Below are 14,594 nucleotides of genomic sequence, written 5' to 3' on the forward strand. Positions count from 1 at the left end.
ATTGCAGAGCGATCCATTCTAAATAGATACCACTCCTCAATATCGATTAACTTGGAAATCTTAAGGTGAATTGGTAGTTGCAGTTTTTCATTTGTATATATGGTTATTTGTGTGTCGTCATATGCGCAAAAACAGCGCTTAATTTTTTACTATATAAACGGGTCGGATTACCGAAACGTTACAGCTAGTTTTAAAATTATCTTCTGAGCAATAATTATACCATAAATACGTTGATTATTTTAATCTTTCGAGCAGCTTTTTCATGTTGCTTAGCTGTAGGATGTTTTTAAATTCGGGCGTATCAAAACCACCTTTATCTATCACCTGCTTTAAGCTTCTGTTAAAGCTTCTTACGGAGATGCCCAGGTAGGCAGCCATGTCTTCTTTAGAGATGGAGATATGCTCATCCGCCTGTAGTTTAAGCAATTTTAAAAGTGCATATTCTAAGGTATATAGCTGTTGGAAGGATGCCCGTGTACTGGTTTGTATAATTCTGGTAGACAATTCCTGGAGTAAGATTGTAGTAAATTCGCTACTTTTATTAATCAGGGAAAGGAATAGGTGATTAGGGATAACGTAGGCTGTAACATCACTTATTGCTGCTACGTTACACAAACAATCCATCTTTTTTAAAGCTTCTAATTCGCCAACCACCTCGCCCTTACCTAAAAATTCGATAATAAAATCCTTGCCGTTTTCCTCAGAAATAAAACATTTGCTAATCCCATCCTTAATGATGTAAATGTTGTTTATTTTTTCTCCCTGTTCAATAAATCTATAACCCGCTTTAAAGTTTTTAAGTGTAATGGTTCCCTCTTCACTTTCGGTACAAAAACGTTCGATAAAGGATAAGAAAGTAAGATTGGTTCGTAGCATATTTTTCAGTCAAGACAAATGTCCTTTTTTAGCAGTCTTAGTTGCGTTACTTTTGTCGCATTAAAAGTAAGCATAACAATGAAAAATCAAATTACCGTAATTGCTTTTGATGCTGATGATACCCTTTGGGTAAACGAACCTTATTTCCGCGAAACGGAAGAACAGTTTGCAGGTCTTTTAGAAGATTTTATGCCCCATCATAGCGTCCTTACCGAACTTTACAAAACAGAGATTGCCAATTTACCACTTTACGGCTACGGGATCAAGGGTTTTGTTTTGAGCATGATCGAAACAGTTTTGAGAATAACTGATGGTAAAATAGATCCTATAGTGATTAGTAAAGCGATAGCACTTGGACAGGAAATGCTCAATAAACCAGTCGAACTGCTTGATGGGGTAGAAGATGTACTTAAAGCCCTGCACGGAAAATACAGATTAGTGGTTGCCACGAAAGGCGACCTGCTCGATCAACAGCGTAAGCTCACCAAATCAGGACTTGATCACTATTTTCACCATATCGAAATCATGAGCGATAAACAGGAAAAAGATTATCAAAAACTGATCAAACACCTGGATTGTAAACCCGAGGAGTTTTTAATGCTGGGCAACTCCTTAAAATCGGATGTTTTACCGGTGCTAAATATTGGCGGACATGCAGTTCACATCCCATTCCATACCACATGGGTGCATGAGCATATCGATCACACCATTGAACATGTAAATTTTTATCAGATGGAAAGCCTATCTGAGATTTTGCCAAAATTAATTGAATGAAAGAAAAAATAGATATAAACACCTGGATCAGAAAAGATCATTTTAAATTTTTTAGCGCCTTTGATGAACCTTTCTTTGGCGTAACCGTAGAGGTAGACTGTACTGCTACCTACGAAGAAGCAAAAGAAAATAACATTTCTTTTTTCCTGCTTTATCTGCACAAATCGCTGGTTGCTGCAAATCGGATAGAACCTTTTTGTTACCGCATTATTGATGGCGAAGTTTGGAAATACAATAGTGTAAATGCCGCGGCTACCATCAACAGACCAAATGGTACATTTGGATTTGGCTACATGGATTTCTACAAGGATTTTGAAGATTTTAGAACAGCAGCCAACAAAGAGATCGAAAAGGTACAGACCGGCACAGGTTTAATCCCTTCCTCATCAGGCGAAAATGTAATTCACTATTCGGCTTTGCCCTGGTTAAATTTTACTTCCTTATCGCATGCCCGCAATTTTGCTTATCAGGATAGCTGTCCTAAAATATCCTTTGGTAAGGTTAGGGATGAAAACGGAAGAAAAATAATGTCGGTTTCTATACATGTAAACCATGCCTTGATGGATGGTTATAACGTTGCACAGTTTGTAGATGCCTATCAGGAATTATTAAACAAAAAAGAGGTTAACGAATATATTTAATTCAAAACTTTAAGGAATTAAACCTAAAGGATAATTAATGTTCGGTTAATATTAGGAATTTATTTTCGGTGATGTTTATAGCTGCCGTTATTATTCCTTTTTATCTTTTGGCCATTGTAGCGATGTGTTTTATGGATACCGCTTTTAAGGCCATTATGTTTTTTGTGCTGTTACTTATTGCCACATTTGTACTTTTTCTGTTTATCAATTATCCTATGCAATCGGTTTTTACTGTAATCTGTTTAATGGCCATGTTGGCTTTTAAACCTAAAGATTAATTAAAAAAATGAATTATGATTTGCATTCGAGAAAGTATTTGCTATTTTTGCTGCTCAGGCAGGAAGCTTGTTTCAATTACTGAATGATTATTTAATTTTTTTGGTTATTGAATATTTAAAATTGGGGGATTAGCTCATTTGGCTAGAGCGCTTCGCTGGCAGTGAAGAGGTGATCGGTTCGAATCCGATATTCTCCACAGATAAATTTATCGAACTGAAAAGCAGCAATTTAGCTGCTTTTTTGGTTCAGTAACGCTGACAAGAGTCTTCCTCTAAACGCCCCAGGAACCAAAATTCACCCCGTCTGGCGCGACGAAAAAATCAATATTCTTCTAAAGAAAATCCAGAAAACATTGGGTTTCCTGAACGTCAGTCACATTTTAAGTCGAATTTAGGTAAGGGATAAGAAAGTTCTTAATCCTTACTTTTTGGATGCCTAAAGTTTTGCTAACTCTGTCTAGTGTTTGCTTTTTGTTGCCATTTTTCAGTTTTTAATGACAAGCTATAGCAGGAAGAGACACTGATAATAATCCTAATTGTATTTCACGCAGTACGAGTGTAATTACAGAAAAAATAAAATAAATAAGAATCAATATTTCAAATTAGTATCGAATTCCCTGAGTTTCACTCGCTGATATAGATAAATCACCTATATGTATAAAATATTATCATCTAAGTTAAAAACTAGATAAGTTTAATACTATGAAAACGATATGCTCTTTTACCCTACGTCTTTTCCTTTTTCCACTGATCCACGCTGTTTCAACTGGGAAAACAATTCTCAAAGAGAATTACAATAACTAATAGATTTTTAACGCTTATTTTCTATAATATGACTCAAACCCAAAGGCTTGTTGTTCCGCACAACAATGTTATCCACCTGGTTGACCCTATGGATATCATTTTCTGTAAATCCGACAATTATTATACCCACCTGCATTTGTCTGAAGGAGATCAGTATCTGCTAGTCAAATCATTAGCAAAATTCGAAAAAGATCTTGCAAGGCCTGAATTCATAAGAGTTAATCAATCTTACCTGGTTAATATGTACCATATCAAAAACATCAATAAAAAAGAGAAAAGCTTAAAGCTTCACGGTGATATGACAATACCTTTTACCATATCCCTGAAAAAATTAATTGCAATGATTTACTAATACAACAATGTTAAAAATGAAGCCCGTTAAGCAAGTCTCTGTTCTTATATTCTTGATCCATTTGACTATTATCTCTAAAGCACAACAGTCCGAAATCCGCATTCGTGGAATTATCATCGATTCTGTTTCCTTAACGCCTATCAAATTAGCAACCGTAAGGCTTATAGATGGAAAAAAAGCCACATTAAATACAACAACAACAGATCAAAAGGGGGAGTATCATTTAGTTATTAGCAGTTCAGTTTACCAATCGTTAATTATCACCATAGTGGGTTATCAGGAAAAATACGTAGATATCTCCAGGCTCCAGAAAAAGGAAGGCATTTTAAATATCGAAGATATAAAACTCAAAGCAGGTACAACAGATTTAAAAGAAGTAACTGTTAATTCCTCAAGGCCCCTCATTAGACAGGATATTGATCGCATTATCTACGATGTACAAGCTGACCCGGATAGCAAAAGTGTTAGTTTGTTTGATATAATCAGAAAAGTACCTTTACTTTCTCTGACAGCGGATGATGAGGTCCAAATGAAAGGAAATTCCAATTTTCGAGTCCTTTTAGACGGCCGCCAGTCATCTCTCTTCGTACGAAATCCAAGGGATATATTCAAGAGCATTCCGGCTGCCAACATCGACCGAATAGAAGTCATCACTGTTCCACCGGCAAAGTACGATTCAGAGGGACTTACCGGAATACTCAATATTGTTATGAAAAAAAGCTTATCGGATGGATATAATGCCAGTGTAGGTGCTAGTGTCGGAAAACTACTCTCCAATACAAATGGATCATTAAATTATCGTCAATCAAAATTTGGCGCAACGGTTTTTATCAGTGGTTCAAGTGAAAACGCACCAGAAACCGGTTTTACGAAATCATTGTTAGGAAAAGAACCAGTGTTTTCTGATCTGCAGCAAACCGGAACCGGTTCATTTACAGGGAATTCAATTTATTCTACTACTTATCTTAGCTATGCTATCGACAGCTTAAACCTTATCACTAGTTCCTTTGGTTTCACACCTAGCAGCTCCAAGAGAATCAATGATCAATCAACATCTATTTTCGACACCAATCACAATTTACTGGAGGGCTATCAGTTAGCCAATAGCAAAAAAGCACAAGATCATGGGGTCGATATCACGCTCAACTACCAACTAGGCTTTAAAAACAAAAAAAATAAACTACTGACCTTTTCTTACCGTTTTATGTCATATAGGAACAGGGAGGATATATTGAATGAATTACTCAGCGGAACAACTGGAACTGCAATCGCACCAAATCAGAGAAACGATTATGCTTCCTCTGAAAACACCGTTCAGATTGATTATGTTCAGCCTTATCGTAAGATAAATACTGAATTCGGCATTAAATACATCCGACGAGGTAGTGAAAGCATCAGTCTATTCGAAAGCTACAACACCGATCAGAATAATATTGATCCTAATGTCTCCGAAATGGGGAATTTTGATTACAGTCAGCAGATTTATAGCGCCTATAACGCTTACCGTTATAAACTGAAAAAATGGGGTTTTGGTTTAGGGCTCAGGTTTGAGGGAACTTCATTAAATGGAAGCCTGGAAATTTCAAATCAAAACTTTACCCAGGATTATTATAACCTTCTGCCAACGATTTCCATACAACGCATTTTTGCAAACAACAGTAACATTAATCTAAGCTTTAACCAACGTGTTCAAAGACCAGGGATTAGGCAGCTTAACCCCTTTGTTGACAAATCAAATTCGCGCTTTTATAGCACAGGGAACCCGATGCTGGAGCCAGTGTTGAATAATAATATTGAAATCAGTTATAGTTATTTCAAAAAAATCTCCTTAAGCCTAAATATGTCTTATTCCTTTGCAAGAAATACCATCCAAACGATCTCTTCCTACCTAATCGATACGATCAGTATATCAAGCTACAGGAATATTGGGCGCAACAAAAACCTGAACCTCTATCTTAATTTCAGTTACCCCATATCTCAGGCGCTGACCCTTACCGTTTCCGGCAGCGTTACCCACGTCAGACTTCAGGGCGAGATTGATGGAGAGACCCTGAGCAACCGAGGATTCCAAGGACTTAGTTATGGTTATCTTTCCTATAAATTTCTTAAGGACTGGAGAGCGACCGCAAATGGAGGCTACTACAGCCCCACAATTATTTTGCAAGGGAAAGCAAATGACTACTTTTATTCCTCTCTGGGCTTAAGCAGAAATTTTCTGAAGGGCGCTGGCAACATCTCGGCAAATGTAACCAACCCATTCCAAAAACTCAGGATGATTGAAACCAATACCCAAACCAATAGTTTTGCCCTTTCTTCAGTTAATTACAATTATTTCAGGAATTATTCTCTATCACTGAGTTATCGTTTCGGGAAGCTAAAAAAAGCAGTCGATAAAAGCAAAAGGGTGATTTCTAACGATGACCAAGTGAAATAATAAAAGAATCAAAGATTGTCCTTTAATACTTTTTGTAATATCGCCTTATCTAAAATTCCAGCATGAATCACCTTTCGATTGGGGCCTACCAGCACTACAGTTGGATAGGCCCCGACCCCTAATGACCTGCGAACATCATCGCCTCCGGAAACAACTGGATAGGCCACCTGATATTGTTGCATGAAATCTGCTATGCGGTTTTCGGGATCATGTATGTTGATCCCGACGATGGCAAGCTTTTCCTTTCCGTAGAGCTTTTGCATCCCATTGAGTACATCAACTGCAGAGATGCAGTAACTACAATTACGAATCCAGAACTCCATCAGAACGAATTTTCCCTTATAATCACTGTTTAAGGATACTTGACCCGCAGAGCCGATTAATGGGAGTTTCCAATCCTTTACATCACTATTGGGCAAAATCAGGTTGAACTTTTCTTCTGCCACCAATTTATATTCCTTTTGATAATTTGAATAGAACCAGCTACTATCCGGAGGCGATTGGTCTGCTTCTTTAATCTGCGTAAAAAATACTTTGACTGAATATTTATTGCGATTATTTTGACGGATAAACAAGTAAGGCAAATAATTTTGTTTATCAACCAACAACTGATACCTTGTTTCTAATCCCTTATCTATCGGTTTTATATCTCCAAGATTATCAATGAGGGTCTCCTGCATTGAAAAACTGATTCGAATCAGGGGAATGTTATCCACTATTGTGTCCCCAATTGATTTAATAATATTTTTATTTTCAATAATTCCAGGCAATGCTTTTCTTAGTGTATATAAAGAGTTATTGAGAAAACTATAGCCATTAAAGAGAGATTCTTCGGGCTTTTTTATGATCAGGGTTTTGGAAACCTTATCGCATTCAAAATCCTCGCTTCCGTTAAACACCAGTAAAAATTGTTCGTTCTGAAACTGGAACCTACAATCCAAACCGCTGCCAGGATAACGGTAGTCAAGATGTACCTCACCTTCATAAATACTGGTTTCCCTAACCATCGGATTATTGATTATTCGTTTCTGATAATAGGTGATACTTTTTTGAGTAGAAAGCTTCAAACTTAACTTTTTCAACATTTCATCCGCGGTATCGCTTTTAGCCGTCGAAAAACTGAATAAGAAGTAGACCATACTTAAAGCGATATAGGATCCCATATTTTTCATAGCGGTAAAATACTAAAAAATCAGAAGACAATAGTTAGCCTCCCTTAAAATCTTAGACCAGAATAGATTAAAAAAATGATCTTTTCATTAGTTATTTAATCTCAATGAGGCAGTATTCTGTAGGATAAGCCATAAATTCTGAAAGATTTGCCGAAATACTTAATGTATTGTAAATCAGTGATTATGGTCGTGTTCTTAAGGTAAATTTGACTACATAAAAAAACTAATAAAATTATGAAAAAGAAAACTATTTTATTGGCTGGGGGCTTATTGATGCTCTCTGGCATGGCATTCAGTAATTTATTAATCAATAACACCAGCCTAACCGAACTATCTGCAAAGGCAGCGGGGAGATGTATTCCAGACCCAAACTCGGTTTGTGTCTCGAAAGATGGAACAGGAATTTTTCCAGGCTACAAAGAGGTTTGGGATGAAACAGAAGAAACCGTCGATTAATCAGATTTGGAAGAGAAAATCAAAGAAGAATAACAACTGATGACTGTATTTTTTATACCTCTTCAAATCACATATATGAAAAATTCTGTGCAGTTTTCAAGGAATTCTGTGTATTCTCTTTAAATACTTAATATACTTTAAATCAGTATGTTTTGTGTGCTTATTCGGATAAATTTGAATATCAAAACAAAAACAATAATTATGAAAAAGAAAATTATTTTCTCAGTAGGAGGTGCACTAATGGTTGCAGCCTTAGCAGTAGGCAGTTTCTCAACAGAGGTGAGCAGCTTCAAAGAATTATCAGCTCAGGCAACTGATGCATGTGTTCCAAAATCAAATTCTGATTGTAAATCAAGTGCAACTGGTAACATCTACCAAGGTTATGCGTTTGCAACTGACCAGACAGAAGAAACAGTTGATTAGTCCAGTTTAACGAAATGCCTGCGCTGGGAATCAACTGATTCCTGTTGCAGGCATTTTTATTTTAATCGTTTACACCAGTTATGAAACTTTCAACTATCCTCACCACGCTAATAATGTTATCGGCGATTTTGCAATCCTGTATAGAAAAGCGGTCCGGAGAAAGTGCAGATGATAAGGTCAAATTTATAACACAAGCATCATTTCCTGAACAAAGAGAACTTCAGTTTGTAGAAACAAATACCCAACTGGGGGCTGTTCTGGATTTGGCAGTGATTGATACCTTTCTGGTTAAATCAGACCTTCGTGACTCGATCATTATCCATATATATGGTCTCCAGTCCAAAAAGCTGATCAAAAAACTCCTGCTGAGGGGAGTTGAAAAAAACGAATGCCTCTCTGTGTCAAGTATATTGCCGACCACTAAAAAGGATGAATTCTGGTGTACAGACATCACGTTAAGGAAATTAATCAAAATTAACATTACACAGGCGCTTAAAAATGAAGAATATATACCTGAAAAGGAGATTGTTCTCAAAAATAGTATAAAAGGAATAAAGAGCGTGTCATGGATATGTGATACCCTTTTTGTCGCGACAACATACGCTGAGCCTGTAAAAAGACTTATATATTTCAACGATCGATCCGAAATAGTCAACAAATCTGGCGAACTTCCCCTATATGATTCGGCTAATTGGCCAACCGAGAATGCGAATTCGGCCTTCTTTATCCGGGCAATGGCCTACTCGGCAAATGTCATACATAATCCAGAAAGGAACCGCTCAGTAGTCGCATGTACTACAACTGACCGGATTGATTTTTTTAATGGCACTCAACCCGTATTAAGCATCCAGGGACCTGACAAGTTTAATCCTCATTTTGTTTTTAGAAACGAAGGCAAGTCGTATACACCAGTACCGGATAAGAATACAAAATTCGCCTACATGGGAATGTCTGCCGGTAAGAATGCTATATACTTCCTCTATTCAGGCGAAAATGAAATGATGACCTGCGGCACGAGAATACTTGAATATGACTGGTACGGCAACCCCAAGGCTCTTTACACCATCAAAGAAAATTATTGTACAATTGCTATAGAAGAAGGCGATGAAAAGCGTAAGATATGGAGTGTAAATCCATCAAACGGCAAACTAATTTATGCAAACCTCTGAGAACTCTCTAATGAAAAATTTAAAAAAAATCGCATTTATCTGCTTCATTTTTTTTGCTGTATCCTGCAAAAACAGCAGTAAAGAGGATGCCCAGAGAATTATGGGCGACTGGTTTTTGAAAACAATTTTATTCCCAGATAAGATTGAACTGGTTAATAAAGCCTTGCTAAGCAAAGAAAATTGGTATGTTATCCCAAACCAAAAGAAGTACACGGTACTGCATTATTTTATGGCAGACTGCGACAAATGCATAGAGGAGCTTGCCCAAGCCCAGCAATACATAGCAAAAAAAAATGACCCTACTGTAGATTACATCTTTCTGGCGAGCGGACCGACACGGTTTTACGTCGACGAAGCAATTAAGAAATTAAACTTCAAAAGTCCTGTTTATTTCGAAAAAGAATACTGGGCATTCAAGACGAAAAATAATTTTCCCTTAAACGAGAAAACTTATGATACCATTTTATTGAATCAGAAGCGTCAGATTGTATTGTTCGGTGGCGTATTTAACAACGAAAAAGCGCAGAAGTTATTTGATCATTACGTAGCCGAAAACTAACTATGTTTAAATTAATATGTAGGCCAGGAAGAATGATATTCGCATTCTTTCTCGCCATATTTCTGTGTTTGTTTATATTAGGATCGTTCTTTTTCAAAATTTACAGGGTTAGCCATTCCTCGATGTCCAATACCCTTGCCGATGGTGACAGGGTTTTGGTCAAGATTTTCCGGATCGGTGAAATAAGTAGAAATGATATCTTAATCTTTGCTCATGCAGACAACCGATATATCAAAAGATGTGTTGCAGTTGCAGGTGATACCGTGCAGATTACGGACTGGAAAGTAAGTGTCAATTCTCACGCGCCAGAGCCTTCTAGTACCATACGGCTTACTGATGCATACAATGGCAGCCTCCCCACAAATTCAAACCAGGATTCCGGACAGCTATTTGACTTATCTGTTTTTCAGGAGTACCACCGATACTGGAATTTAAAGAATTTTGGGCCATACATTGTACCAAAGCGTGGCCTGGTAATCAAATTGGATGAAGCTAATATTAAATTGTATTCTTCATTAGTCAAAAGAGAAATTGGGGAATCAGCATTACAGAAACTAATTGCCAGAGGAACTAAAAATTACCGTTTTCGGGAAGACTATTTTTTTATGGTCGGCGATAACCGCCCAAGGTCAACTGATTCCAGAAGTTTTGGGGGCATCAAAAAGGAGCAGGTGATAGGGAAGGTAATTTATCTTTTATACCGTAAAGAACAAAAGATTGAATCTGGGCAAATGGCAATTAATAAGTAATGTTTGGTCTATGATCTCATTGAAACATCAGAATCATAACCAACAACATTTATAATCAATCTGAGTGACTTCCTTAGAAAAGACATTTGCAAATGCGGATTATTGTATATATTTAGCTATTTTTCGAATATGTACAGATGTGTAATTATTGATGATGAGCCCCACGCAATCGCAGGGTTAAGCCGATACCTGGAATCTTTTCCTGGGTTCCAGCTTGTTTCAGCGTACAGCGATCCCAGTGAGGCACTCAAAGCACTTCAGTCTGAAGCATCGGTAGATATCATTTTTTTAGATGTCGATATGCCTAAGATATCTGGAATTGAACTCTCAAGGGCAATCAGGTCAAAAACGAATAAACTGGTCTTTACAACCGGACACACAAAATACGGATACGATGCCTTTAAAGTGGATGCCGATGATTACCTTTTAAAGCCCTACACGCTTGGAGAGTTTATAATTGCGATGAACAAACTTTTTCCCGAGGCAAAAAAAGAAATGCATGGGTTATCTCAAGACTGCTTTTTGGTAAAAAGCAAAGAGGATAATAACAGGATTGTCAGCCTTAGCTACCAATCAGTAATTGCTGTGGAGAGTAAGCTGAATTATGTAACTATTCATACTAACACAAAAAAAATTACCACTTATATGTCACTGAGTGAAATGTTTGGCATATTAGATAAAAGAAAGGGTTTTTTGCAGTTTCATAGAAGTTTCATCATATCCTATGATCACATAGATTACATTGATGGCCATTCGATACGGATGAAAAATGGCTTAGAAATCACTGTTAGAGACCATTTCAAGAAAAGTTTTTCCAACTTTATCGCCTCAAATCTCCTAAAATCCCGTTACAAAGGGCATAATGAGAAAGGTAGCATTTAATTAAGTCAAATTTGGTAACTTCCTGACAAAGTGTTAAGGTCAAAAGACAGTTCAGATATCATGTTGAATATTCATATTCCATGAGAAATATATATTCATATTAGATAATAGCAGGCTCCACGGGAACAGGTCAAGCTAATCATGCTTCCCGATATTTTAAACTGCTTTACCTAGAATTTAATGCAGGAATAGTATGACATCCATAAACCCCAATAAACATGAATCCATGGCGAGGTTTCAGGATCAGATTCTTTTACGGGCAATCCTGACCATTGAAGAAAACGATTATCTTGGTCTTCTCATTGAAAAGGCGAAAATGATCATTTCTCGCGGTGGTTTGCCATTTAACAACGAGAGCGCAAATGAAATACTACGCGATATGCTCCTCACTATAGAAGAATGTAAAAAATACCGCAAACTTAACTCCATTCTGGGGCCAAAAGTATCAGCCTTCCATTTCCTGGACTTTAACCAAATGGACAATTACTTTAAATTAAGGATAAGAACAGCAAAATTAATCCTCAGAAAACTCAGCGCGTACTGCCCCGATCAGCATAACCCCACACTCAATACCAGATCTTAAGTATGTAAAGAATAATTTCACGCAAGTTTGTAAGCCTCGGAGTAATATTCTATTTTAGAAAGAATATAATTTTGGGATAATATGTACAATTGTATTATTATAGATGATGAATTACATGCAATAGAAAGCTTGACACGATACATCGAACATTTTGAAGGCTTAAACATAGTCGGTGCATACACAGATCCCATTATCGCGCTAAACTACATAGCATCATGCGAACCGCTAGACTTAATCCTTCTGGATATTGATATGCCAAAAATCAATGGAATAGAACTTTCAAAAGAGCTCATGTCAAGAACAAAAAAACTTGTTTTTACCACCGGGCACACAAAATATGGCTATGAAGCATTCAAATTGGAAGCAGATGACTACCTCCTTAAGCCCTACACATTGGGCGAGTTTCTGCTATCGATGAATAAGCTATTCCCCAGAGGACAAACCCCGGAGAATGAACAACCCAGAATAAAATCATTTTTAGTCAAGAGTACCGAAGATAAACAGAAAATGCTGAACGTGAAATTTTCGGATGTTATCGCCGTAGAAAGCAAGCTGAATTATATTATGATCCATACCACTACCAGAAAAATTCTCACCTACATGACCTTAACTGAAATAGCAGAAATACTCCGTAAACATTCGGGCTTTTTACAGTTTCAGCGAAGTTTCATTATTGCCGAAGACCACATCGATTCCATAATGGGCAACTCAATCAGAATGTCAAACGGCTGTGAGATGACAGTTGGCGCTTATTACCGTAAAGAATTTACAGTTTTTGTACAAGAGAAACTAATCAAAACCAAAAGGCGCTAGCACCTAAGATGGCGCTAACGGCTATGCAAAATGGACTATCTGATGCCTGAGACCGTTGCAGTTGAAGTGAGCAAGGTTGTCGGTTCTGTTTCTCCTAGCTTGGTTTCAAGAAATGATGTTCTTTTTTTGTAAATGAACACTGTACGAGAGGTTAATTTGATGGTTCTAAGTTTCATATAATTTGTTTTTTTTGCAACTTAGCTGCCTGTCGGAACTCAAAAAAAAAACGTACATACAAAGCCAGATAACCTACACTAAAAAGCACAATTACATGATGAAGATTTTCTCTCCAACCAGGCATAAGAACTATATACATGTTTGGATTTGGGGAATTTTTATCTTCTACGAAACAATTATTGTAGGCTTGATTTATGGAGTATTCAGCAATCCCATTACTTATGCCATTCACTACGCTGTAATCATTTACTTTTTCTATTTCCTTTCGGACAAATGCCTACCCTGGATATTCAGTGAAAGATTAGGTATTTGGTGGAAAATCCCATCCCTCTTGTTGGCACTAGCTGGCTATATCCTATTACATTATCTGGCAGACTGCTTATTGATTGCAATCGATATAATTTCCCACAAAGGAAAATATCCACTTGACCGCAATTTTCTATTAAGAAATCTATTTAGAGGTATTTATTTTATGATGTTTTCATCAGGATACTACATTTTTAAGATAAGGCAACAGGAAAGAATAGAAAAAGAAGAACTTAGACAGCAAAACTTCGATAATCAGGTTGTACAGCAAAAAATTGAGCAAGAGCTAGCAGAAACCAGAAACGCATACCTTAAAGCACAAATAAACCCTCATTTTTTATTCAATACACTCGACTTCGTATACCATTCCATATCAAGCAACCCAATAGTTGCTTCTGAGGCTATCATACACTTGTCCAGAATGATGCGCTTTGCAATCGACGCAGATAAGCAGGGACTTTTTATCAATTTAGGAGAAGAACTTGCACATGTAAAAACTTTCTTCAAATTATTCAAATTAAGAAAACCAAATGATCACTTTCCTGAACTTATTCACACAACAGAAATCACCAAGCTTGAATTCATCCCATTGATCATCCTCACGATTGCAGAAAATATGATCAAACACGGAGATTTTAGCCATCCAGAGCTACACGCTCATATCACAATCACCAAACATGAAAAACACCTCGAAATCATTTGCCGAAACCCGGTCAGTAATTCCCCGAATTCAGAATCAAACCATTTAGGGTTAGAAAATATCCATAAAAGACTAATTTTCGCTTATGGCCCTGATGTAAGTTTCCAATATCATATCGGGATAATTGAATTTGAGTTACAAATTGTAGTTCCCATGACCTTTGATTAAAGCAAACTTGGATCTTCTTTTTATAATTGTCAACTCCGGCAACTCTACGGAAGTTAGTAATTTATATTCGACTCTTGGAGGTACTTTCAGATAAATGCTTCGATTTATTTGGCTTAAACCATCAAAATGATGCTGTAATGTGGAAAAACGCATCCCTCAATCAACTCCTAAGCATGTATGATAAATAAGATCGTTTATGACCAACATGATAAGTGTGTTCTTATCACACGCATCTGGTGGTAAAAATGGGCATGCCATCCGGCAATGCCCAAGTCATC

The 14,594-nt window shown here is 37.0% G+C and carries 16 protein-coding genes and 1 tRNA gene; 15 read left to right on the forward strand and 2 right to left on the reverse strand.

The genetic code is table 11. The features are described from left to right. Positions 1–234: 234 nt before the first annotated feature. Positions 235–876, reverse strand: coding sequence for a Crp/Fnr family transcriptional regulator (locus tag AC1RJ8_RS14285; protein ID WP_492954402.1), 642 nt, complete (start codon positions 874–876; stop codon positions 235–237). A gap of 78 nt (positions 877–954) precedes the next feature. Between AC1RJ8_RS14285 and AC1RJ8_RS14290 the strand changes: the two genes are divergently transcribed. The 6 genes from AC1RJ8_RS14290 (at position 955) to AC1RJ8_RS14315 (ending at position 6,159) form a co-directional block, all read left to right on the forward strand. Continuing rightward, positions 955–1,650: an HAD family hydrolase gene (locus tag AC1RJ8_RS14290; RefSeq protein ID WP_492954403.1), complete on the forward strand. Its 696-nt coding sequence runs from the start codon at positions 955–957 to the stop codon at positions 1,648–1,650. Continuing rightward, the gene (locus AC1RJ8_RS14295; RefSeq protein ID WP_492954404.1) at positions 1,647–2,291 is read left to right on the forward strand and encodes a CatA-like O-acetyltransferase; all 645 of its coding nucleotides are present in this window, start codon (positions 1,647–1,649) and stop codon (positions 2,289–2,291) included. The genes AC1RJ8_RS14290 and AC1RJ8_RS14295 overlap by 4 nt, the downstream gene beginning before the upstream one ends. A 71-nt stretch (positions 2,292–2,362) precedes the next feature. Continuing rightward, the gene (locus tag AC1RJ8_RS14300; protein ID WP_492954405.1) at positions 2,363–2,569 is read left to right on the forward strand and encodes a hypothetical protein; all 207 of its coding nucleotides are present in this window, start codon (positions 2,363–2,365) and stop codon (positions 2,567–2,569) included. A 123-nt stretch (positions 2,570–2,692) separates the two neighbouring features. Next, positions 2,693–2,766: transfer RNA gene (locus AC1RJ8_RS14305), tRNA-Ala, on the forward strand. Positions 2,767–3,401: 635 nt separating this feature from the next. Then, positions 3,402–3,725 carry a LytR/AlgR family response regulator transcription factor gene (locus AC1RJ8_RS14310; RefSeq protein ID WP_492954406.1) on the forward strand — a complete coding sequence of 108 codons (324 nt, stop codon included), beginning with the start codon at positions 3,402–3,404 and terminating at the stop codon, positions 3,723–3,725. Between the two features lie 61 nt (positions 3,726–3,786). Continuing rightward, positions 3,787–6,159 carry an outer membrane beta-barrel protein gene (locus tag AC1RJ8_RS14315; RefSeq protein WP_492954407.1) on the forward strand — a complete coding sequence of 791 codons (2,373 nt, stop codon included), beginning with the start codon at positions 3,787–3,789 and terminating at the stop codon, positions 6,157–6,159. Positions 6,160–6,167: 8 nt separating this feature from the next. Here the strand turns inward: AC1RJ8_RS14315 and AC1RJ8_RS14320 are convergent, their stop codons facing one another. Further along, complete coding sequence (locus tag AC1RJ8_RS14320; protein WP_492954408.1) at positions 6,168–7,331, reverse strand: TlpA family protein disulfide reductase; 1,164 nt, start codon at positions 7,329–7,331, stop codon at positions 6,168–6,170. A 234-nt stretch (positions 7,332–7,565) separates the two neighbouring features. On the opposite strand from AC1RJ8_RS14320, the gene AC1RJ8_RS14325 reads away from it, so the two are divergent. From AC1RJ8_RS14325 to AC1RJ8_RS14365, 9 genes are all read left to right on the forward strand, one after another. Continuing rightward, entirely contained in the window at positions 7,566–7,787 is a 222-nt protein-coding gene (locus AC1RJ8_RS14325) for a hypothetical protein (RefSeq protein ID WP_492954409.1), read from the forward strand. A 201-nt stretch (positions 7,788–7,988) separates the two neighbouring features. Next, a complete protein-coding gene (locus AC1RJ8_RS14330; protein WP_492954410.1) occupies positions 7,989–8,210 on the forward strand; it encodes a hypothetical protein in 222 nt (73 codons plus the stop codon). Positions 8,211–8,290: 80 nt separating this feature from the next. Beyond that, positions 8,291–9,379, forward strand: a complete 1,089-nt coding sequence (locus tag AC1RJ8_RS14335; RefSeq protein WP_492954411.1) for a BF3164 family lipoprotein — start codon at positions 8,291–8,293, stop codon at positions 9,377–9,379. Between the two features lie 10 nt (positions 9,380–9,389). After that, the gene (locus tag AC1RJ8_RS14340) at positions 9,390–9,938 is read left to right on the forward strand and encodes a hypothetical protein (protein ID WP_492954412.1); all 549 of its coding nucleotides are present in this window, start codon (positions 9,390–9,392) and stop codon (positions 9,936–9,938) included. A 32-nt stretch (positions 9,939–9,970) separates the two neighbouring features. After that, a complete protein-coding gene (lepB, locus tag AC1RJ8_RS14345) occupies positions 9,971–10,687 on the forward strand; it encodes a signal peptidase I (RefSeq protein ID WP_492954490.1) in 717 nt (238 codons plus the stop codon). Positions 10,688–10,816: 129 nt separating this feature from the next. Next, on the forward strand, positions 10,817–11,569 hold the full coding sequence (locus AC1RJ8_RS14350) for a LytR/AlgR family response regulator transcription factor (RefSeq protein WP_492954413.1): 753 nt from the start codon (positions 10,817–10,819) through the stop codon (positions 11,567–11,569). Positions 11,570–11,795: 226 nt separating this feature from the next. Then, positions 11,796–12,152: a hypothetical protein gene (locus AC1RJ8_RS14355; protein WP_492954414.1), complete on the forward strand. Its 357-nt coding sequence runs from the start codon at positions 11,796–11,798 to the stop codon at positions 12,150–12,152. 81 nt (positions 12,153–12,233) lie between these two features. Continuing rightward, on the forward strand, positions 12,234–12,965 hold the full coding sequence (locus AC1RJ8_RS14360; RefSeq protein WP_492954415.1) for a LytR/AlgR family response regulator transcription factor: 732 nt from the start codon (positions 12,234–12,236) through the stop codon (positions 12,963–12,965). 271 nt (positions 12,966–13,236) lie between these two features. Beyond that, positions 13,237–14,316, forward strand: coding sequence for a sensor histidine kinase (locus AC1RJ8_RS14365; RefSeq protein WP_492954416.1), 1,080 nt, complete (start codon positions 13,237–13,239; stop codon positions 14,314–14,316). The last annotated feature ends 278 nt before the right edge of the window (positions 14,317–14,594 follow it).

This window comes from Pedobacter sp. GW822-FHT03F06 (assembly GCF_058801365.1).